Source organism: Tenacibaculum dicentrarchi, assembly GCF_964036635.1.
Classification (GTDB): Bacteria; Bacteroidota; Bacteroidia; order Flavobacteriales; family Flavobacteriaceae; genus Polaribacter; species Polaribacter dicentrarchi.
In genome coordinates, this window is record NZ_OZ038524.1 from 670993 (window position 1) to 691260 (window position 20268).

A 20268-nucleotide genomic window follows, 5' to 3' on the forward strand; every position below is an offset into this window, starting at 1 on the left:
GAATAGTTAAAAAGTTTATTTGTTTTTTAATCGCTTAATTTTTAGTTAAATAATAGGGAGTTATAAACTTTAATTAGGAAGTGAAAAAAGAATAATACAACAATTATTTATTGTTTTTTTCAAAAAAAAAACAATACATTTGCAACTAAATAAACGTTGTTTACACTAAAGTAACTAACATATAATTAATTATTATGAATAGAGGTACAGTAAAATTCTTTAACGAGTCAAAAGGATTTGGATTTATTACAGAAGAAGGAACAAACAAAGAACATTTTGTACATGTTTCAGGATTAATCGATGAAATTCGTGAGAATGACGAAGTTGAATTCGAATTACAAGAAGGAAGAAAAGGATTAAATGCTGTTGACGTAAGAGTATTATAATATATTATTACCAGAGTAAACTTTTTAAAGAGAGCCTATTAATTATTGATAGGCTTTTTTGCTGTTATAAATGAATTTAAATTTTGTTTTCAAATAAGTTGAAAAAAATAATTGCAATTCACCCTTATTTTAAAATTTTGGCATTACATTTGTAATACAATTAACGTTGCAATCAATTAAGTAAGCAACATATATTTTTTATATTATGAATAGAGGTACCGTAAAATTCTTCAATGAGTCAAAAGGATTTGGATTTATTACAGAAGAAGGAACAAACAAAGAACATTTCGTACATGTATCAGGATTAATCGATGAAATTCGTGAGAATGACGAAGTTGAATTTGAATTACAAGAAGGAAGAAAAGGATTAAACGCTGTAGACGTAAGAGTATTATAATATATTTTACCAGAGTAAACTTTTTTAAAAAGCCTATCAATTTATTGATAGGCTTTTTGTTGTAAAAGGTCAGAACAACTAATTATTGTATCTTCTTATAAAATATAATTGTAATAATATCAAATATTTACCTGAAAATTAAATATTTGGTGTTACATTTGCAAAACGTTGTAATCAATTAAGTAAGCAACATATATTTTTTATATTATGAATAGAGGTACCGTAAAATTCTTCAATGAGTCAAAAGGATTTGGATTTATTACAGAAGAAGGAACAAACAAAGAACATTTTGTACATGTATCAGGATTAATCGATGAAATTCGTGAGAATGACGAAGTTGAATTCGAATTACAAGAAGGAAGAAAAGGATTAAACGCTGTAGACGTAAGAGTATTATAATATATTTTACCAGAGTAAAAACTTTTTAAAGAAGCCTATCAATTTATTGATAGGTTTTTTTATTTTAAAAAAGAAACTAAATATACAGTAACAAATAAAAAAGATATTACAATGTACTGTGGTTAAAACAGTAAAGAACAGGTAAATTAACTTCAGGGGTTGTAAGTTAAATATTAACAAGTTCAGTAAATTATCCTCATGGAATAAAAGTAGAATTAGTACCTGTAATTGTAGGAAGAGTACAAAAAATAACAGCAAACTAGCCAAGCTAATTTGCTGTTGAACTATTATTTTTTAAGTTTTTTAATTCCGTCTACTAAAAATAAACTAGCAAATAATACTTTTACAAGTAAGTATATATATTTACTTTGAGTAGTAATACTGAAAAAAACTCTATATAATTCTTTGTTTTCTAGGAAATTAGAAATTGATTCTGCTAAAATAAAAATTCCTAATATAATATATATAAATGGGATTGCTTTTTTCATTATTAATTAACAGGTATTTTAATAGTATATGTTTTTTTACTTTTATTATTTAACTTTGATTCTCGCAACCAAGGGTTTACTAATTTTAACTCTTTATAAGTAACCTCATATTTTTTTGCAAAGTTGGTAATGTTTGTGATTGACGTATTTACTTTAACATTATAGGTTACAGGAAAGGTGTATAGGTCTTCCTGATCATACATAAAACCATATTTATGTGGGTTTGATAAAACTTCTTTTAAAGCTAAAATTCTAAAAATATATCTGCTAGTTTCACTATTTAAAAGTAAATCATAGTAATTATCAACTTGTTGTTGCTTTAAACGTTGTGAAATTCGACCATTTCCAGCATTATAAGCAGCTGCTGCAAGTGTCCAAGAACCTAGTTTTTTCTTAGCTTTTTTTAAATATTCGGCAGCAACTCTTGTCGATTTCTCTAAATTATAACGCTCATCTACATTTCTATTTACTTCTAGTCCATATTCACGTCCAGTGGCAGGCATAAAATGCCAGTATCCAGCGGCACCTTTTGATGATGGAATATTAATTAAAGCACTTTCGGCAACGCATAAATATTTAAAATCATCAGGCACTCCATATTTTTCTAATAAAGGTTCTATAATTGGAAAAAATTTATTGGCACGTTTTATTAATAATAATCCGTTAGATTGCCAATAGGTATTTACCAATAATTCACGGTCCATATGTTCTTTAACATCTGCTTTTTCTAAGGGAACACGCTCACCAGCTAATTCCATATAACTTGGCGCTTTTACAGCTCTAATTTCATAGCTTTCAGCTACATTTTTTATTTTGGGTTCTTTTTTTTGACTGATAGTGTTTGTAAATAATACGGCTACAAAACTAATAGTTATAAGTGATAAAAAACGGATGGATTTATTCATTTTCTTTAATTTTTAAGTAAATTTAAACTCTTTTTCTAATTTTCAGCTATTTATAACAAGTTAACTATTTAAAACATTCTTTTTCTAAAATTTCAGAAATAGTTTTTGCTTTATTTAAAATCATAATATGTGTTCCTTTTTCAATTTTAATATAATTTTGAAGATTTTTTGCAGGAAAAACTTCATCATCAGTTCCGTGTATATGGGTTATGTTTGATAAAGTTTCACTTTGTTGCCAATGCAATACGTTATAAACCGACCATTGTAAATAATTTTCATCTCTTTTTGATAAATATATTTTATATAATTCGGCTCGTTTTTTTAGATAATCATTAAAAAAGTAACGTTCATAGTGTTCTATATTTGCAATTATTTTTGATGGAAAAAGTTTGTAAATGCCTGTTATATAAGCTAATTTTAAGCGTTTTGGCAATTCTTTATTATTTTTAATGCTTGAGATTAAAATTACTTTTTCACAACTAATAATTTTGCTCATTTCCTGCACCATAATTCCTCCAAAAGAAACCCCAATTAAAATAGGATTTTCATGATGAATATTTTCGCACATTCTTCGAGCATATGCTTCGATGCTTTCATCAATAGAAATAGGCAATAACCATTCTAGAAAATGAAGTTCAAATTTTTCTTTTGATAAATTTAAGTATTCAAATATTTTGGTATTTGCTCCTAAACCAGGTACAAAATAGAGGTGTTTTTTTTCCATTAATATTTATTTTTTTATCAAAATTCATTAAATTTTAGTCATCAAAATTAAAACGAACTAAACCATCTTCATCAATTTTAGTTAAGGTAACACTGTGTAAAGTATTTACTAATTCAGGGTTCCAAGGAGTTTTAACTTTTACATAATTTTGTGTAAAACCATGAATATATCCTTCTTTATTTTCACTTTCAAATAAAGCTGTTAAGGTGTTTCCTATTTGAGTTTCATAAAATGCTCTACGTTTTTTAACAGATAAACCACGTAACATTTTACTTCGCTTTGCACGTACGTTTTTGGGAACTATTCCGTCCATACCAACAGCTTCTGTGTTTGGTCTTTCAGAATAAGTAAATACATGTAAATATGAAATATCCATTTCGTTCAAGTAATTGTATGTTTCTAAAAATAATTCATCTGTTTCACCAGGGAAACCTACAATAACATCAACGCCAATACAGGCATTTGGCATTACTTTTTTAATTTTTTGCGTTCTGTTAGTATAGGTTTTTGTTAAATAACGACGTTTCATTTTTTTCAATAATTCATCATTACCAGATTGCAGAGGAATGTGAAAATGAGGCACAAAAGTTTTCGATTTCGATACAAAATCGATAGTTTCATCTTTTAATAAATTAGGCTCAATAGAAGAAATACGCAAGCGTTCAATTCCTTCAACATCATCTAATTCTTTAACTAATTCTAAAAAAGTGTGTTCGTGTTTTTTGTTTCCGAATTCACCTTTTCCGTAATCGCCAATATTAACACCAGTTAACACGATTTCTTTAATTCCTTTTTCAGAAATTTCTTTGGCATTTTTTAAAACATTATCTAAAGTATCTGATCTAGAAATACCACGAGCTAACGGAATTGTACAATAAGTACATTTATAATCGCAACCATCTTGTACTTTTAAAAATGCACGAGTTCGGTCGCCAATGGAATATGCACCAATATACGAATCGGCTTCTTCAATTTCGCAAGAATGAACCTCGCCAATATCATTTTTAGTTAAATCGTTGATATAACTGGTAACGTTAAATTTTTCAGTTGCTCCTAATACCAAATCAACGCCATTTACATTGGCTAATTCTTCGGGTTTTAATTGGGCATAACAACCAACGCCAATTATAAAAGCGTCTTCATTTTGTTTTAAAGCATTTTTTACAATCGATTTAAAACGTTTGTCGGCATTATCAGTTACCGAGCAGGTATTTATTACATATATTTGGGCTTTTTCATCAAAACCGACACGTTCAAAACCTTCATTTACAAAGTTTCTAGCAATTGTTGAGGTTTCAGAAAAATTTAATTTACATCCTAAAGTATAAAAAGCTACTTTTTTATCTGCGTTCATTCTTGTACATTTATCGATTACAAAATTACAATTTTATTCATGATTTTTGAAACGGAAAGATTACTCATTAGAAAACTTATTTTTACTGATTTAAAACCTTTTCATTGCCTAGAAAGTAACCCGTTGGTTTTGCTATATGCAACAGGTGAGGTTAAAACAATTTTAGAGTGTGAAAAGGAATTAAAAACGTTGATAAAAAAATATGAAAAACCAAGTAATGATTTTTTTATTTATGCAATAGAACGAAAATCAGATAGTCGTTTTATAGGTACTTTAGGTTTAATTAAAGATGTTGAGAATAAAGAAGATGATGAAATTGGTTATCGATTTATTCAGGAGTATTGGGGGAAAGGTTATGCGACTGAGTTATGTGAAGGATTGATTGTTTATTGTAAAAGGGTAGGAATGAAAAAAATTATAGCCTATGTTATTGATAGAAATATTGCTTCTAGTAAAATTTTAAAACGTTTTAATTTTAAAGTAGTTAAAAATTTAATAAGCGATGATATTGGCTTACCTGAAACAAAATATGAGTTAATTTTATGATAGAAGATTCTTTAAAAACGCCATATTATGCGGTTATTTTTACAACGATATTATCGGATAATTTGAATGGATATGATGCTATGGCAACTAAAATGGAAGTATTAGCAAAGCAACAAAAAGGGTATTTAGGTATCGAATTTGCTCGTTCAAAAGTCGGAATTACCGTTTCATATTGGCAAGATTTAGATGCAATTGTTCAGTGGAAAAATAATATTGAACATCTAGAAGCTAGAGAAATGGGCAGAGCGCAATGGTATAAAAAATATCAATTGCGAATTTGTAAAGTGGAACGTGAATATGGATTTAATAAGTAACTAAATGTACGAAACAATTTCAAAAATTTTAAGTAGCTTTTTAAAAGAAAGTAAGAGTAATTATTTCATTTTATTCATTCTTTTTATAGGATTGTATTCCTGTACCAAACAAAGTAGTAAATTTACAGATTCACAAGTTTTTAGATATAATGAACATTCAAATATTACTTCGTTAGACCCTGCTTTTGCCAAAGATCAGCGGAATATTTGGGTGGTAAATCAATTATTTAATGGCTTGGTTCAGTTGGATGATAGTTTACATATTCAGCCAGATATTGCTGAAAAATGGTCGATTTCTGAAGATGGAAAAACGTATCGTTTTACTTTAAGAAACGATGTGAAGTTTCATAAGCATCATTTATTTGGTAAAGATTCTACAAGAAATGTTATTGCTACAGATTTTAAATATTCATTAGATCGATTAGTATCAAAAAAAATAGCATCTCCAGGTGGCTGGGTTCTTCAAAATGTAAAAAATTTTAAAGCCGAAAATGATTCTATTTTCACTATCAATTTAAAACAAGCTTTTCCGCCTTTTCTAGGATTGTTGGCAATGAAATATTGTTCGGTAGTTCCTAAAGAAGCTGTGGATTATTTTGGAAATTCTTTTCGAGCAAATCCGATAGGAACAGGGGCTTTTCAATTTAAAATATGGGAAGAAAATACCAAATTAGTTTTGCGTAAAAATCCGTTGTATTTTGAAAAAGATACAAATGGGGATAAATTACCTTATTTAGAAGCCGTGGCAATTACTTTTTTGCCTGATAAACAAAGTGAATATCTGCAATTTATCCAAGGAAATCTTGATTTTATGAAAAGTTTAGATGCCTCTTATAAAGACGATATTTTAAATACCGATGGAACTTTAAAAGATAAATATACTGATAAAATAATCATGCAAACTGGGGCATATTTAAACACGGAATATTTGGGAATTTATTCAGAAAATACTGAGAATTATCCAACAAAGTCAAAATTAATACGACAGGCAATTAATCAAGGATTTGATCGTGAAAAAATGATTAAATTTTTACGAAATGGCATCGGAACTCCAGCCGAAAATGGATTTATTCCCAAAGGTTTGCCGTCATTCAATAATCAAAAAGGATATTCGTATCAACCTGAAAAAGCATCAGAATTAGTGAAAAAATATATGCAAGAAACAGGCGATAAAAACCCTAAAATTACCATTACAACCAACGGAAATTATTTAGATTTATGTGAATTTATCCAACGAGAATTACAAAATATAGGATTGCAAGTAGCCGTATCGGTGATTCCTCCATCGACTTTACGACAAGCAAAATCAAGTGGTAAATTGCCGATTTTTAGAGCTAGTTGGATTGCCGATTATCCTGATGCAGAAAATTATTTGTCGTTATTTTATAGCAAAAATTTCACACCTAATGGTCCTAATTATACACATTTTAAAAATGATAAGTTTGATGTTTTATATGAAAAATCAATACAAGAAATTGACATAAAAAAACGCTATCAATTATACCAAAAAATGGATAGTATTATTATTGAACAAGCACCAATCGTTCCTCTTTATTATGATGAAGTTATTCGTTTTAGTCAAAAAAACATATATAATTTAGGTATTAACCCAATTGATTTATTGAATTTAAAAAGGGTTAAAAAAACTACCAATGCAAACGGGTCATAATAGGGTAGTGGTCCGAAAATTTAATATCGCTAAATGTTTTATATTGATTTATAGTGGCGGTATTATCGGTTAGCATAAAATCAATACGCATCGGATACATGTATCGGAATGATTTACCTAAGCCAATTCCAGCGGTTAAAAAGGCATCTTTTTTATCTTCAGATAACTTTTGATACACCCAAGAATATGCGGTATTATTAAAATCGCCACATATAATTTTTTTCTTCTTCCAAGAATATTCATGCTGTAAAATTAGCTCGGTTTGCGATACTTGTTTTTTAAATCCATTTGCCAAACGCTTAAATAAATGCCCTGAATCTTTTTCGCCAAAATAGTCTTTATTCGGATTTATTTTTAACGACTCTAAATGCACGTTATAAATACGAATGGTGTCTTTATTTTTAACAATATCGGCAAAAATAGTATTGTTTGCGCTATTTTTAAAGTTTAAAGAACCAGAGTTTACAATGGGGTATTTACTGTAAATAGCAAGTCCAAATTTTCTAGATTTTGACTTGGTTTTAATATATTTATAAGGCAGTTTTATGTCTAATAATTCAGATCGATAAAACTCTTGCATAGCCACAATATCGGGGTTTTGATTGTTGATGAACTCGTATATTTTTTGTTCGGTGGTAATGTCATTTATATGTTTGTAATAATTAAATAGATGCACATTGTAGCTCATTACTTTTAAGTCATCATTTAAAACTGTTTCTTTATTTGATAATTTTATAAGTGGTGTAGAGCTTACCCATCCGATACTTAAAATAAGTAGTGATAGTAACGCTTTTTTATTAATTTTAAGCAACCAATAAACGAAAAAAAAGCAATTCAAAACAATTAATAATGGCACAAATAAACTCAAAACTGCTAGGGCAGGAATTACCTGTGGCGACACATAGGGTAAAACATAACAAAGCAATAATAGTGTAGCTAAAATTGAATTTATCAAGAAGAAGAACTTCTGTATGATAGGGGATTTTTTCATCTTTTAATCTTGCATTATTTACCTTGTTTAAATAAAAAATCTTTTTCGGTTTGGGTTAAAGTATCATAGCCAGATGTACTTATTTTATCTAAAATAGTATCAATTTTTTGTTGGTTTTTAGATTTTTGAGTCTTTTTAAAAGTCGTTTTGGTTGGTTTTTTCCCTGATTTATAAACTGTTTTTAATGGTTTCTCTTTTTTTTCAAAATACTTACTGACAGTTTTTCGTAGCGTGTTAAAAACTATTATTTCTTTGTTACTTGCTTTTAAAACATATAAAAAACCAAATAACGCCCCACCGATATGTGCTAAATGTCCTCCAAGATTTCCAGCAGGTATTTGAAGTACATCGAGAGCTACCCAAATACCCGCTAATTTCCATAATTTCACAAAACCAATTAAAGGTATTTTTAATTCATAATTAGGCATATAAGTAGCACTTCCTATAAAAATAGCAGAAATACCTGCGGATGCACCTAATAAAACATCATTATCGGTAACTTGTTGTAAAAATGGGAAAAAACTATAACTAGTAACAAAAATAATACCTCCAAATAACGTCCCTAAAAGATAGAAATTAAGGAGTTGTTTTGATGTAAAATATTGTTTGAAAAAATGACCTATATAAAACAGCGCAAATAAGTTTGATAGTATATGAATAAAGCCAGCATGTAAAAAACCATAAGTAATAATTGTCCATGGTTTTGATAAAAATTCATCAAAATTTGCAGGTAAAGAAAACCATTCAATAATAAAATTATTATTCGGTTGAAATATATTGGTGATAAAAACCAATATATATATTGCAAGGTTTACATAGATTAATTGTTCTACAATGCCCGCATTTTTAAATCGATATTTTAACGTATTTAAAGTTTCCATTAGTTAGCTTTATTTTATAAAAAACAATGTAATATACTAAATTAATGATTTTTAAATTGATTTTTTTTCCAATACCAAGCAATAATAAAACCAATAATAGCTCCTCCAACATGTGCAAAATGAGCAATGTTACCAATAGAATATTTTGTTACTCCAAAAAATAAATCACCAGCAATCATTAAAGGAATAAAGTATTTTGCTGCAATTGGTACTGGAAAAAATATTAAAGCTAATTTTGAATTAGGAAACATTAATCCGAAGGCAACTAAAATACCATAAACAGCTCCTGATGCACCAACAGCAGGAGTATGATAAAGGCTATAAAATTCGCTCATTTTTTCATTAGAAAGCGTAATTAAGGTATCATTATATTGCCCTGTATTTAAAAGATTTTTTATCTCAGTACCTGATACTCCTAAATTAATCAATTGATTATAAATTCCACTAAATTGGTAATAATCAGCAAGCGTATATATTAAACCTGCACCTATACCCGCTGAAAAATAAAAGAAAATAAATTTATTTTTACCCCACATTTGTTCTAAAGGAGTACCAAAAGCCCATAAAGCATACATGTTAAAAAGTAAATGCATAGGGCTTCCATGCATAAAAATATGAGTAATATATTGCCAAAACCCAAAGTGTTCATTTTCTGGATAATGTAATGCAAAAATATTTGTTAAATCTAAATTTAAAAGTTGTGGCGCAAAATACATAATCACGTTAATGATTATTAAATGCTTTATAGCGTCGGTTATTTTTGCCATAATTATTTTTTATTTATTAAAAATGGTATCAATTTCGTTTAATGTTAGTGTTTTAAACGTAGGTTTACCAAATGGTGATGTGTTAGGTTCTCTACAAGAAAATAAATCGTTTACTAAGTTTTCTTGTTCTTTAATAGATAATACTGTTCCTGTTTTTAAAGCTAATGATTTTGCAAAAGATTTTGCCATAACATCAAAATGACTAAAACTAGCATCTGGCACTTCTAATTTAATATCGTCTAATAATTCTTCTAAAATTAAGGTGATTTGACTTTCGCTTATTGAAGTAGGTATTCCACGAATAATAACACTTTCTTTAGTAAATTCTTCAAACATAAAACCAGCACTTTCTAAATCTGATTTTATGGTATAAATCATTCCTATATCCGATTTAGAAAAAGAAATATTTACAGGAAATAATAATTGTTGACTACTAGCTTCTTTAACGGTAATATTTTCTAAAAATTCTTCATATAAAACACGTTGATGTGCTAACGATTGATTAATTAAAACTACCCCCGATTTAATAGAGCTTAATAAATATTTTTTTTGAATTTGAAAGGTTTTACCCGTTTCAGTTTCTTGTTGAGATTCAAAAAGTTGTTCTTGTTTTGTATTATCTATCGATTTATTATTAGGATATAAAGCCTCCCAATCGCCTGTATCTTTTTTGAAATTAGATTGATAACTTACCGAATTTGAGTTATTTTGCTCATCAGAGTAATTTGAAGTGTCAGATTTTTCTTCATAACTAGGAGATGATGTAAACGGGTTAAAATTATGGTCCACAGTAATTGGAGGAAGTTTAGATGAGTCAGAAGATTTTTTACTATAATCATACGGCGTATCTAAGTTTGCATCTCTACTAAAATCTAATGCAGGGGTAACATTATATTGCCCTAAACTATGTTTTATAGTTGCACGTAAAATAGCATATAAAACTTTTTCGTTATCAAATTTAATTTCCGTTTTTGTTGGATGTATATTGATATCAATACTATTTGGCGGAACTTCTAAATATAAAAAATAAGAAGGATGTGAGCCAGCTTCTAATAATCCTTCAAAAGCCATAACTACGGCATGGTTTAAGTATGAACTTTTTATAAATCTGTTATTTACAAAAAAGTATTGTTCGCCTCTTTTTTTCTTAGCAAATTCAGATTTTGTAGTAAAACCTCTTATTGAAATAATATCTGTTTGTTCTGAAATAGGAACTAATCGTTCATTCATTTTATTACCAAAAACAGCTACAATTCTTTTACGTAAATTACTTTTTTTAAGGTGATAAAGTTCTGTATTGTTGTGTTGTAATAAAAATGAAATATCAGGATGTGCTAAAGCAACTCTTTGAAATTCATCTACAATATGACGGGTTTCAATACTGTCAGATTTTAAGAAATTCCTACGTGCAGGAATATTATAAAATAAGTTTTTAACAGCAATACTTGTTCCTTTTGGTGTAGAAATACTTTCTTGTGAAACAATTTTACTTCCTGCTATTTTGATACAAGAACCAAGTTCTTCATTTTCTTGTTTTGTTTTTAACTCTACATGTGCAATAGCAGCTACAGATGCTAAAGCTTCTCCTCTAAAACCTTTGGTGTTTAAGTTAAATAAATCTTGAGCATCTTTAATTTTTGATGTTGCATGACGTTCAAAACTTAATCGAGCATCAGTAATACTCATTCCTTTACCATCGTCAATTACTTGAATTAAGGTTTTACCTGCATCTTTAATTAACAGTTTTATCGTATTTGCACCTGCATCAATTGAATTTTCTATTAATTCTTTAACTACAGAGGCTGGGCGTTGTACTACTTCACCAGCAGCAATTTGGTTAGCAACATGATCTGGTAATAATTGTATAATATCAGACATTTGTTATTTTTTTATAAAAAGATAGAAAGGTCAAAATCGATAATAAATAAAAATAAAAGTGTAAAAAAAGCAATTAAAATTAAAATTGTGCTATTGAAACCTCCATTTTTAGAGTTTTTAAACTCATCAATTGCTGTTGTAAACTTAGCTTTTAATCCTTTTGTTTTACCAACAGTTGTACGATATTTATCAAATTTATGTTTTACTTGATAAGGATTTCCTTCGCCTTTGTAGTAAGTTGGTTTGTAATCGAATTTTTTATTTTCTTTTTTAATAAATCCCATAGTTACTGCTTTTGAATACTGTAATGCAACAAAAATTACACCAAATTAAGACTAAATTCAAAGTTACTGAATTATGACTAATTGTCAAAAAAATAAGCCTAAATTAAAGTTAAAAAGAACCAATATATTATATATTTTGGTTCTTTTTAATTTTAACTGATATTTAAATAATATATTTAAAACCCTAGAGAAGTAGAAGGTTTGTCTAGGTTTTTAAGTGCTGCCATTTTAATAGCTGCAATAGCACATTCAATACCTTTATTACCTAATTTTCCTCCAGACCTATCAAGTGATTGTTGTTTTGTATTATCAGTTAATACACAAAAAATTACAGGAACATCATATTTAATGTTCAAATCTACAATACCTTGTGTAACACCATCACATACAAAATCGAAGTGTTTTGTTTCTCCTTGAATTACGTTTCCAATGGCAATAATTGCATCTACTTTTTGAGATTCAATCATTTTTTTACATCCATAAACCAATTCAAAACTTCCAGGAACATCCCAAGAAATAATGTTGTTTTTTTCTGCCCCACAATCTAAAAATGCTTCAATAGCACCTTTATGAAGGTTTTCTGTAATTTCAGGATTCCATTCTGAAACAACAATCCCAAATCGAAAAGATTTCGCATTTGGGATAGTTGTTTTATCATAATAAGATAAATTTGTTGTTGCCATTATTGCGCGTATTTTGCACTATTGATATATTTTTGAATATCTCGACCTTGGTCAGTACTAGCGTATTTTTCTTTAATAGTTGTATATAATTTTTCAGCAGTAGTATATTCTTTTAAATTCATAGCAGTTTGTGCTGCTTTAAATAAGAATAAAGGAGCTGTAAAATCATTACTTTTCTTTTTAGCTGCTTTTTGATAGTATGTTAAAGCATCTTCCGATTGGTTAATGTCAGCAAACGCATCACCAATAGCTCCTAAAGCAATAGCTCCTAATAATTCATCTTCTGAATTAAAATCACTTAAATATTTAATTGCTTCTTCGTATTTTTTTGTTTTTAAGAAAGAAAGACCTGCATAAAGATTTGCTGAATTTCCTGCTTTTGTTCCACTAAATTTACTAGCAATATCAATAAAACCATATTTACCATCACCACCATTAAGTCCAATATTATAAAGAGCTTCTGCAGGTTTACCAGCTGATTTTTCTGCTTTATCAAAAAAGACTCTTGGGTGAGATAATTCATTTGACGCCTCTTTTTCATTGGGCTCAGAAATAAATGTATTGTACGCTAAATAACCTAAAATTACAGCTGCAACAGCTACCAATCCTAAAAATAAATTCTTACTGTTTTTTTCAATCCACTGTTCTGATTTATTTGCGGTATCATCTAAAGTATTAAATACTTCGGCTGTTGTACTTTGCGATTCATCAAAGTTCTCTTCAACTTCTTGCTCAACCTTTTCTTTTTTAGGTTTGTAACCCCTCTTCTTGTATGTAGCCATAATTGCTTAAAAATTTGTGGAACAAAAATAGCTTTTTAAATTGGATTTTAAAAATGGATTATTCCTGAAAAAATGATAATTTGCGCTTTCTTTTCTGAAAAAAAAAAAAATCATGTATTTGCAAAAATTATCTTTAGTAAATTTTAAAAATATTGAAACGCAATCGTTTGATTTTCAAGAGAAAATAAACTGTTTTGTGGGTAGTAATGGTGTTGGTAAAACGAATGTGTTAGATGCTATTTATTATTTATCGTTTGCAAAAAGTTACTTTAATTCGATAGCGGGTCAAAATATTCGTCATGGGCAAGATTTTTTTATGATTGAAGGCGCATATCAGTTAGCTAGTAGAAATGAAAAAATTTTATGTTCTTTAAAAAGAGGTCAGAAAAAAATATTAAAAAGAAATGGTAAGCCTTACGAAAAGTTTTCGGAGCATATTGGGCAATTGCCATTAGTCATTATTTCGCCAGCCGATAGAAACTTAATTGTAGAAGGTAGTGAAACCCGTCGCAAATTTATGGACAACGTTATTTCTCAGCAAGATAAAAATTATTTACAAAGCTTAATTTCGTATAATAAAATTATCAGTCAGAGAAATGCCTTGTTAAAATATTTTGTAGCAAACAGAACTTTTGATGCTCTAAATTTAAAGGTATATGATGCTCAATTAGTAGAATATGGAACTGTAATTTATCAAAAGAGAAAAGCTTTTTTGGAAGGATTTGTGCCAATTTTTAATGCAAAACACCATATAATTTCAGGCAATAAAGAAACCGTAAATTTGCGTTACAAAAGTCAGTTGCACGACGCTTCTTTAACTGATTTATTTGCCAATAGTTTAGCCAAAGATAGGATGTTGCAATATACAACATCAGGAATTCATAAAGATGATTTGAATTTTGAAATTGACCAATATCCGATTAAAAAATTCGGTTCGCAAGGACAGCAAAAAACCTACTTAATTGCCCTGAAACTAGCGCAGTTTGAATTTTTAAAAAAACAATCAAATGTAACGCCAATTCTCTTATTAGATGATATTTTTGATAAATTAGATGAAAATAGGGTAGCACAAATTGTTGCTTTGGTAAATAATGATGCTTTTGGGCAAATTTTTATAACCGATACACATTTTGATAGAACCGAAAATGTGCTTAAAAATAGCAATCAAGAATATCAGATTTTTAAATTGTAGTAATCATAAATTTAAAAAAGTATGGCAAAACGAGAAAACGATAGTTTTTCAATAAAAGATTTATTAGGAAGCTATATTAAAGAAGGAAATTTAAAAAAAGGCTTTCAGAAAATTCATATTTCAGAAGCTTGGACCAAATTAATGGGCGCAGGAGTAACGTCTTATACAACCGAAGTAAGGTTGCAAAACGGAACGCTAATTGTTCGATTATCTTCTTCTGTTTTAAGGGAGGAATTAAATTACGGAAAAGATAAAATCATAAAAATGATGAACGAAGAAATGGGCGAAAATTTGATCAAAAAATTAATGTTGGTGTAATAATAATGTAGAGAGACGTCGATTTATCGCGTCTCTTTACGGTTATCGCGTCTTTTTTATGGGTATAACATTTTATAGATGTAAATTATTTATAACCCTGTATGTTAGACGCGATAGATAGTGTTTGTACGTAATGTATGTTGTGTTTATTTTATGTTTTTAATATCTACATAAAAATTTTCATCCACTGTAATTTTAGTCGCTGTTTTATCCGAAGAAAATGTTGTTTTTTGCCAATTTTTAGAAGGTTTTAATTGCTGTGTTTTTTTATCAACTAAAATATTTATCGGCATATTAAAACCATCAATAACATTTTTCCATCGATATGAAATGTTATTGTTTTTGATTTTATATTCAAAAACAGGAATTTTCACTGTACGCAAATACTGATCAAAAATACAAGATAAATCTAAGCCCGATTGTGCTATTAAATAATTTTCAACCTGCTTGGTCGTTACTGTTTTATGATAAAAAACCGAATTTAAGCCACGTAAAATTTGTCGCCATTTTTCATCATTATTAAGCAAGGTTCTAATGTTGTGTAACATATTTGCACCTTTATAATACATATCGCCAGAACCTTCACTGTTTACACCATATTGCCCAATAATAGGAATGTTATTCAAAATACTTTTTCGAGTTCCAATAACGTACTCAGAAGCCGCTTTTTTACCGTAGTAATAGTCTAAAAATAAGCTTTCAGAATAGGCGGTAAAACTCTCATGAATCCACATATCGGCAATATCTTTATTGGTAATGTTATTGGCAAACCACTCATGCCCAGATTCGTGAATAATAATAAAATCAAACTTTAAACCCCAACCAGTCCCCGATAAATCACGTCCTAAATATCCGTTTTTAAAATTATTTCCATACGTAACCGAACTTTGATGTTCCATACCTAAATACGGCGTTTCCACGAGTTTGTATCCATCTTTATAAAAAGGATATTTCCCAAACCAATGCTCAAAAGCTTTCATCATTTTAGGGGCATCTTTAAACTGCTTTTTTGCTTTCGATAAGTTGTTTCGCAACACATAATAATCCATGTCTAAAACACCCGCTTCGCCGTTATATTTTTCAGAAAAATGCACATAATCGCCAATATTTATATTTACACCATAATTATTAATAGGATTATTAACAAACCAATGATAGGTTTTTGTATCATCTTTATGTTGTTCTATTTTGCGTAATTTTCCGTTAGAAATATCCATCAAATTTTTAGGAACACGCACGCTAATTGCCATGCTGTCTACCTCGTCGTACATATGGTCTTTGTTTGGCCACCAAACACTAGCGCCTAATCCTTGGCAAGAAGTGGCTACAAAATGATTGCCATTTTTATCTTTTTTCCAGGTGAAACCACCGTCCCAAGGCGCATTTTTAGCAACCTTTGGGTGTCCTTGATAGTAAACATCTAAAGAATTAACAGTACCTGTTTTTTGATGCTTTTTTAAATGAATAAAATGCGCATTTCCTTGATGAGTTACTTTTAATTCTTTGCCGTTTTGAATAACTTTCGTGATTTTTAAAGGCGCTTGTAAATCAATTTGCAATACATTATGTGGTTTTAAAACCGTGTATTGTACCGTGTTTTTTCCTTGGATAAATTTTTTATCAGGATTAATAGCAATATCTAAATGATAATAGGTCAAATTCCACCAAATTCTTTCAGGTGTAATTGACCCTCTCAAACTGTCTTGATGTGTGAAATTTTTATGGTGTTCAAATAGCCCCGTTTGTGCTAAGATATTGCTGCTGATAAGTAAGAAGAAAATACTTATAATTAATTTTTTATACATAATAAGATACTGCTGTTTTCTGAAAAAATAAGAATTACAAAGATAAGTATTTTTAAACTCTTCTTAATTATAGCGAACTTTTCTGATATTTGCATAAAATCAATTTAATGTCAAAAGTCGTATTAATAACAGGTGCATCTTCTGGAATCGGAAAAGCAGTTGCTACTTATTTGCATCATAAAAATTACACCGTTTACGGAACAAGTAGAAATCCATCAGATTTAAAATTACCATATAAAATGGTTGCTTTAGATGTTACAAAACCAGCAACCATACAAAAAGCTATTGAAATTATCATCGAAAAAGAAGGCAAAATAGAGGTGTTAATAAACAATGCAGGAAAAGGAATAACAGGGTCGATTGAAGACACGCCAACCGATGAAATGCGTGCCAATTTTAACACAAATTTCTTTGGCGCGATTGATGTTATCAAGGCTGTTTTACCACAAATGCGTCATCAAAAATCGGGTGTTATTATTAATTTAACCTCTATCGCAGGGTATATGGGATTGCCTTTTAGAGGAATTTACTCGGCAAGTAAAGGTGCTTTAGAACTCGTTACAGAAGCCATCAGTATGGAGGTGAAAAGCTTCGGGATTAAAGTAATAAATGTAGCTCCTGGTGATTTTGCCACCAATATTGCCGCAGGACGCTACCATACGCCAGTGTATGAAAAATCGGCTTATAAAGAAAAATATGCCGAAAATTTAGCGTTGATGGATGCACATGTATCATCAGGAATGAACCCTGATGTAATGGCAAAGGCACTGCATCGAATTATTGAAGATAAAAACCCGAAAATTCATTATAAAATAGGTGGTTTTATGGAAAAATTTTCCGTAATTTTAAAGCGTGTTTTACCAGATAATATATATCAAAAATTACTAATGAACCATTATAAATTGTAAATTTGCAGGCAATATTCTGTAAAGTCAAAAATCACTTTTAATTAAAATTAATTTAACCACATAACATATATACAGATGAAATTTTTTATTGATACAGCAAATTTAGCACAAATTAAAGAAGCACAAGCTTTAGGAATTTTAGACGGTGTAACAACGAATCCATCTTTAATGGCAAAAGAAGGAATTACAGGGCATGAAAATATCATAAATCATTACAAGGCTATCTGTGAAATTGTTGAAGGCGATGTTTCTGCTGAGGTTATTTCAACAGATTTCGAAGGGATGAAAAAAGAAGGAGATGCTTTGGCTGCTTTAAATCCTCAAATTGTGGTAAAATTACCAATGATAAAAGATGGAATTAAAGCCTGTAAATATTTTTCCGATAAAGGAATAAGAACTAATGTAACTTTAGTCTTTTCAGCAGGTCAGGCGTTATTAGCGGCAAAAGCAGGGGCAACCTATGTATCGCCATTTATTGGTCGTTTAGACGATATTTCAACAGATGGATTAAACTTAATCTCTGAAATTCGTTTAATTTATGATAACTATAATTTTGAAACACAAATTTTAGCGGCATCTGTACGTCATACCATGCACATTATTGACTGTGCAAAATTAGGGGCAAATGTAATGACAGGACCTTTAAGTGCTATCGAAGGATTGTTAAAACATCCTTTAACAGACATCGGTTTAGCCAAATTTTTAGAAGATTATAAAAAAGGAAACTAAACAATATTACTGTTTTAAAATAGGAAGTCAGAGAAGTAAAAGGATGTTTTGTCTTTAATTTTTCTGACTTTTTATTTCTTTAAAAATAAAAGAAATACTTAGTAATATTGAGTTTTGCTAAGCTTGAAACTCATTAAATGAAAAAAATGTATCCAAAAAAAGAACTCGCACAATTAGTTATTTCGGCATGTCATCAATTTAATATTGATACCGTTATTATTTCACCAGGTTCAAGAAATGCACCGCTTACTATTGGGCTTTCAAATCACCCGAATATAGAAACATTAAGTGTTGTTGATGAACGTTGTGCCGCTTTTTTTGCCTTAGGAATCGCTCAGCAAAAGCGAAAACCTGTGGCTATGATTTGTTCTTCAGGCTCTGCATTATTAAATTATTATCCCGCTATAGCGGAGGCTTTTTATAGCAATATTCCACTGGTGGTAATTTCTGCGGATAGACCCAAACATTTAATTGATATTGGCGATGGGCAAACCATCCGTCAGGAAAATGTGTTTGAAAATCATGTGTTATTTTCGGCAAATTTAACAGAATCGACCAATAAATCGGGCAATCAGTTTATTCAAAATAAAACTTTAGTAAGTAAAGCCTTGCAAATTGCAATTTCAAAAAAAGCACCAATTCATATAAATGTTCCTTTTGATGAGCCTTTGTATGAAACTGTTGATGAATTGAAAACTGTTGATTTTTCTGATAATTTAGATGAAAATCACAAAAATCATGAAAAAAATGCTAAAAATTATCAGAAATTACTAGAAATTTGGAATACATCTTCTAAAAAAATTATTTTAGTAGGAAGTCATTTTCCTGATGATGAATTACAAGTGGTTTTAAGTAATTTAGCGGACAATCAGTCTGTTTTAGTTTTTACAGAAACGACTTCAAATTTATATCATTCAAAATTTATCAACAGCATTGATAAATTGATTATTCCTTTAAACGAAGCTGATTTTTTGGCATTGCGTCCAGCGGTTTTAATTACTTTGGGAGGAATGGTAATTTCTAAGAAAATAAAGCAATTTTTACGAAAATATACACCCAAACATCATTGGCATATTGATGAATTTAAACCGATGGATACCTATCAATGTTTATCGGAATTTGTGCAAGAGAAACCCGTACATTTTTTGCGAAAATTAGCAAATCAGCAAGAAAATAAAGTAAGTGAATTAGCAGAAATTAGCAATATTTATCAACAAAAATGGCTAGTTAAAAAGCAAGAACGACATCAAAAACATCAACAATATTTAGCAAATTGTGAATATTCCGATTTAAAAGTATTTGAAACCGTTTTAAAAGTAATTCCTAGTAATTCACAACTTCAAATTAGCAATAGTTCTATTATCAGGTATTCACAATTATTTGATACGAATAAAACCTTGCAAATATTTTGTAATAGAGGTACAAGCGGGATTGACGGAAGTACAAGTACCGCAATCGGAGCGGGATTTGCTACAAAAAATATCAAAAAAACCACTTTTATTACAGGAGATTTGAGCTTTTTTTACGATAGCAATGCTTTATGGAACACTAATATTCCTACTGATTTTAGAATTATTATAATAAACAATGCTGGTGGTGGAATTTTTAGGTTTATCCCTGGACCATCGACTACAAATGCCACAAATTATTTTGAAACGCCACATCATTTAACGGCGGAACATTTGGCAAAAATGTATGATTTTGAATATACGGCTATTTCAAATTTAGAAGAATTAACAGCAGAATTGAACGGATTGAATGATTTTTATGCGGAATCTGAGAAACCAAAAATAATGGAGGTTTTTACTCCAAAAGAAATAAATGACGTAGTTTTAAAGAACTATTTTAAAAATTTATAAACTTACAAG

Annotated in this window: 24 protein-coding genes; 12 read left to right on the forward strand and 12 right to left on the reverse strand. The window is 29.4% G+C overall.

Annotated features, from left to right (window positions below; translation table 11 throughout):
- Positions 1–194: 194 nt before the first annotated feature.
- The 4 genes from ABNT14_RS02940 (at position 195) to ABNT14_RS12375 (ending at position 1445) form a co-directional block, all read left to right on the forward strand.
- Positions 195–386, forward strand: a complete 192-nt coding sequence (locus ABNT14_RS02940; protein WP_101902323.1) for a cold-shock protein — start codon at positions 195–197, stop codon at positions 384–386.
- A gap of 205 nt (positions 387–591) precedes the next feature.
- A complete protein-coding gene (locus ABNT14_RS02945) occupies positions 592–783 on the forward strand; it encodes a cold-shock protein (protein ID WP_101902323.1) in 192 nt (63 codons plus the stop codon).
- 207 nt (positions 784–990) lie between these two features.
- Positions 991–1182, forward strand: a complete 192-nt coding sequence (locus ABNT14_RS02950) for a cold-shock protein (protein WP_101902323.1) — start codon at positions 991–993, stop codon at positions 1180–1182.
- 170 nt (positions 1183–1352) lie between these two features.
- Positions 1353–1445, forward strand: a complete 93-nt coding sequence (locus tag ABNT14_RS12375) for a DUF2196 domain-containing protein (protein WP_145993516.1) — start codon at positions 1353–1355, stop codon at positions 1443–1445.
- 24 nt (positions 1446–1469) lie between these two features.
- Here ABNT14_RS12375 and ABNT14_RS02955 read toward each other — a convergent pair whose 3' ends face one another.
- The 4 genes from ABNT14_RS02955 to mtaB form a co-directional block, all read right to left on the reverse strand.
- On the reverse strand, positions 1470–1670 hold the full coding sequence (locus ABNT14_RS02955; RefSeq protein ID WP_101902321.1) for a hypothetical protein: 201 nt from the start codon (positions 1668–1670) through the stop codon (positions 1470–1472).
- Between the two features lie 2 nt (positions 1671–1672).
- Positions 1673–2575: a lytic transglycosylase domain-containing protein gene (locus tag ABNT14_RS02960; RefSeq protein ID WP_101902320.1), complete on the reverse strand. Its 903-nt coding sequence runs from the start codon at positions 2573–2575 to the stop codon at positions 1673–1675.
- A 64-nt stretch (positions 2576–2639) separates the two neighbouring features.
- A complete protein-coding gene (locus tag ABNT14_RS02965) occupies positions 2640–3299 on the reverse strand; it encodes an alpha/beta hydrolase (protein WP_101902319.1) in 660 nt (219 codons plus the stop codon).
- Between the two features lie 34 nt (positions 3300–3333).
- Positions 3334–4653: a tRNA (N(6)-L-threonylcarbamoyladenosine(37)-C(2))-methylthiotransferase MtaB gene (mtaB, locus tag ABNT14_RS02970; protein ID WP_101902318.1), complete on the reverse strand. Its 1320-nt coding sequence runs from the start codon at positions 4651–4653 to the stop codon at positions 3334–3336.
- A 39-nt stretch (positions 4654–4692) separates the two neighbouring features.
- Here mtaB and ABNT14_RS02975 point away from each other — a divergent pair, with 39 nt between their 5' ends.
- From ABNT14_RS02975 to ABNT14_RS02985, 3 genes are read left to right on the forward strand one after another with little or no spacing between them, the layout of a single operon-like run.
- On the forward strand, positions 4693–5199 hold the full coding sequence (locus ABNT14_RS02975) for a GNAT family N-acetyltransferase (RefSeq protein ID WP_101902317.1): 507 nt from the start codon (positions 4693–4695) through the stop codon (positions 5197–5199).
- Positions 5196–5513, forward strand: coding sequence for an antibiotic biosynthesis monooxygenase family protein (locus tag ABNT14_RS02980; protein ID WP_101902316.1), 318 nt, complete (start codon positions 5196–5198; stop codon positions 5511–5513). The genes ABNT14_RS02975 and ABNT14_RS02980 overlap by 4 nt, the downstream gene beginning before the upstream one ends.
- Before the next feature lie 4 nt (positions 5514–5517).
- Positions 5518–7182 (forward strand): ABC transporter substrate-binding protein, encoded by a 1665-nt coding sequence (locus ABNT14_RS02985; protein ID WP_101902315.1) that lies wholly within the window; start codon positions 5518–5520, stop codon positions 7180–7182.
- Here ABNT14_RS02985 and ABNT14_RS02990 read toward each other — a convergent pair.
- The 7 genes from ABNT14_RS02990 to ABNT14_RS03020 all read right to left on the reverse strand — a co-directional run bounded on the left by ABNT14_RS02990 (position 7160) and on the right by ABNT14_RS03020 (position 13448).
- Positions 7160–8173, reverse strand: a complete 1014-nt coding sequence (locus ABNT14_RS02990) for an endonuclease/exonuclease/phosphatase family protein (RefSeq protein WP_101902314.1) — start codon at positions 8171–8173, stop codon at positions 7160–7162. The two genes, ABNT14_RS02985 and ABNT14_RS02990, sit on opposite strands and share 23 nt — an antisense overlap.
- A 14-nt stretch (positions 8174–8187) precedes the next feature.
- On the reverse strand, positions 8188–9054 hold the full coding sequence (locus ABNT14_RS02995) for a rhomboid family intramembrane serine protease (RefSeq protein WP_101902313.1): 867 nt from the start codon (positions 9052–9054) through the stop codon (positions 8188–8190).
- A 41-nt stretch (positions 9055–9095) separates the two neighbouring features.
- On the reverse strand, positions 9096–9821 hold the full coding sequence (locus tag ABNT14_RS03000) for a rhomboid family intramembrane serine protease (RefSeq protein WP_101902312.1): 726 nt from the start codon (positions 9819–9821) through the stop codon (positions 9096–9098).
- A gap of 9 nt (positions 9822–9830) precedes the next feature.
- Entirely contained in the window at positions 9831–11699 is a 1869-nt protein-coding gene (gene mutL, locus ABNT14_RS03005) for a DNA mismatch repair endonuclease MutL (protein ID WP_101902311.1), read from the reverse strand.
- Positions 11700–11710: 11 nt separating this feature from the next.
- Positions 11711–11983 (reverse strand): riboflavin synthase subunit beta, encoded by a 273-nt coding sequence (locus tag ABNT14_RS03010; protein WP_101902310.1) that lies wholly within the window; start codon positions 11981–11983, stop codon positions 11711–11713.
- A 176-nt stretch (positions 11984–12159) separates the two neighbouring features.
- Positions 12160–12666: a 6,7-dimethyl-8-ribityllumazine synthase gene (gene ribH / locus ABNT14_RS03015; RefSeq protein ID WP_101902309.1), complete on the reverse strand. Its 507-nt coding sequence runs from the start codon at positions 12664–12666 to the stop codon at positions 12160–12162.
- Positions 12666–13448, reverse strand: coding sequence for a tetratricopeptide repeat protein (locus ABNT14_RS03020; protein ID WP_101902308.1), 783 nt, complete (start codon positions 13446–13448; stop codon positions 12666–12668). The genes ribH and ABNT14_RS03020 overlap by 1 nt, the downstream gene beginning before the upstream one ends.
- 112 nt (positions 13449–13560) lie before the next feature.
- Between ABNT14_RS03020 and recF the strand changes: the two genes are divergently transcribed.
- Both recF and ABNT14_RS03030 read left to right on the forward strand, forming a co-directional pair.
- Entirely contained in the window at positions 13561–14640 is a 1080-nt protein-coding gene (gene recF, locus ABNT14_RS03025; protein WP_101902307.1) for a DNA replication/repair protein RecF, read from the forward strand.
- A gap of 21 nt (positions 14641–14661) precedes the next feature.
- Positions 14662–14958: a DUF721 domain-containing protein gene (locus ABNT14_RS03030; RefSeq protein ID WP_101902306.1), complete on the forward strand. Its 297-nt coding sequence runs from the start codon at positions 14662–14664 to the stop codon at positions 14956–14958.
- Positions 14959–15104: 146 nt separating this feature from the next.
- Here ABNT14_RS03030 and ABNT14_RS03035 read toward each other — a convergent pair whose 3' ends face one another.
- On the reverse strand, positions 15105–16763 hold the full coding sequence (locus ABNT14_RS03035) for a M1 family metallopeptidase (protein WP_101902305.1): 1659 nt from the start codon (positions 16761–16763) through the stop codon (positions 15105–15107).
- Positions 16764–16870: 107 nt separating this feature from the next.
- On the opposite strand from ABNT14_RS03035, the gene ABNT14_RS03040 reads away from it, so the two are divergent.
- From ABNT14_RS03040 to menD, 3 genes are all read left to right on the forward strand, one after another.
- Positions 16871–17671, forward strand: a complete 801-nt coding sequence (locus tag ABNT14_RS03040) for an SDR family oxidoreductase (RefSeq protein WP_101902304.1) — start codon at positions 16871–16873, stop codon at positions 17669–17671.
- 75 nt (positions 17672–17746) lie between these two features.
- Positions 17747–18400, forward strand: a complete 654-nt coding sequence (gene fsa / locus ABNT14_RS03045) for a fructose-6-phosphate aldolase (RefSeq protein WP_058884596.1) — start codon at positions 17747–17749, stop codon at positions 18398–18400.
- Between the two features lie 146 nt (positions 18401–18546).
- On the forward strand, positions 18547–20259 hold the full coding sequence (menD, locus tag ABNT14_RS03050; protein ID WP_101902366.1) for a 2-succinyl-5-enolpyruvyl-6-hydroxy-3-cyclohexene-1-carboxylic-acid synthase: 1713 nt from the start codon (positions 18547–18549) through the stop codon (positions 20257–20259).
- The last annotated feature ends 9 nt before the right edge of the window (positions 20260–20268 follow it).

Coding starts and splice junctions, on each gene's coding strand:
- ABNT14_RS02975 (WP_101902317.1), top strand. CDS start 4,693: ATGATTTTTGAAACGGAAAGATTACTCATTAGAAAACTTATTTTTACT.
- ABNT14_RS02960 (WP_101902320.1), bottom strand. CDS start 2,575: ATGAATAAATCCATCCGTTTTTTATCACTTATAACTATTAGTTTTGTA.
- fsa (WP_058884596.1), top strand. CDS start 17,747: ATGAAATTTTTTATTGATACAGCAAATTTAGCACAAATTAAAGAAGCA.
- ABNT14_RS02965 (WP_101902319.1), bottom strand. CDS start 3,299: ATGGAAAAAAAACACCTCTATTTTGTACCTGGTTTAGGAGCAAATACC.
- ABNT14_RS03040 (WP_101902304.1), top strand. CDS start 16,871: ATGTCAAAAGTCGTATTAATAACAGGTGCATCTTCTGGAATCGGAAAA.
- recF (WP_101902307.1), top strand. CDS start 13,561: ATGTATTTGCAAAAATTATCTTTAGTAAATTTTAAAAATATTGAAACG.
- menD (WP_101902366.1), top strand. CDS start 18,547: ATGTATCCAAAAAAAGAACTCGCACAATTAGTTATTTCGGCATGTCAT.
- ribH (WP_101902309.1), bottom strand. CDS start 12,666: ATGGCAACAACAAATTTATCTTATTATGATAAAACAACTATCCCAAAT.
- ABNT14_RS02980 (WP_101902316.1), top strand. CDS start 5,196: ATGATAGAAGATTCTTTAAAAACGCCATATTATGCGGTTATTTTTACA.
- ABNT14_RS03000 (WP_101902312.1), bottom strand. CDS start 9,821: ATGGCAAAAATAACCGACGCTATAAAGCATTTAATAATCATTAACGTG.
- ABNT14_RS02995 (WP_101902313.1), bottom strand. CDS start 9,054: ATGGAAACTTTAAATACGTTAAAATATCGATTTAAAAATGCGGGCATT.
- mtaB (WP_101902318.1), bottom strand. CDS start 4,653: ATGAACGCAGATAAAAAAGTAGCTTTTTATACTTTAGGATGTAAATTA.
- ABNT14_RS03030 (WP_101902306.1), top strand. CDS start 14,662: ATGGCAAAACGAGAAAACGATAGTTTTTCAATAAAAGATTTATTAGGA.
- ABNT14_RS03035 (WP_101902305.1), bottom strand. CDS start 16,763: ATGTATAAAAAATTAATTATAAGTATTTTCTTCTTACTTATCAGCAGC.
- ABNT14_RS02955 (WP_101902321.1), bottom strand. CDS start 1,670: ATGAAAAAAGCAATCCCATTTATATATATTATATTAGGAATTTTTATT.
- ABNT14_RS02950 (WP_101902323.1), top strand. CDS start 991: ATGAATAGAGGTACCGTAAAATTCTTCAATGAGTCAAAAGGATTTGGA.
- ABNT14_RS02940 (WP_101902323.1), top strand. CDS start 195: ATGAATAGAGGTACAGTAAAATTCTTTAACGAGTCAAAAGGATTTGGA.
- mutL (WP_101902311.1), bottom strand. CDS start 11,699: ATGTCTGATATTATACAATTATTACCAGATCATGTTGCTAACCAAATT.
- ABNT14_RS03020 (WP_101902308.1), bottom strand. CDS start 13,448: ATGGCTACATACAAGAAGAGGGGTTACAAACCTAAAAAAGAAAAGGTT.
- ABNT14_RS02990 (WP_101902314.1), bottom strand. CDS start 8,173: ATGAAAAAATCCCCTATCATACAGAAGTTCTTCTTCTTGATAAATTCA.
- ABNT14_RS02985 (WP_101902315.1), top strand. CDS start 5,518: ATGTACGAAACAATTTCAAAAATTTTAAGTAGCTTTTTAAAAGAAAGT.
- ABNT14_RS03010 (WP_101902310.1), bottom strand. CDS start 11,983: ATGGGATTTATTAAAAAAGAAAATAAAAAATTCGATTACAAACCAACT.
- ABNT14_RS02945 (WP_101902323.1), top strand. CDS start 592: ATGAATAGAGGTACCGTAAAATTCTTCAATGAGTCAAAAGGATTTGGA.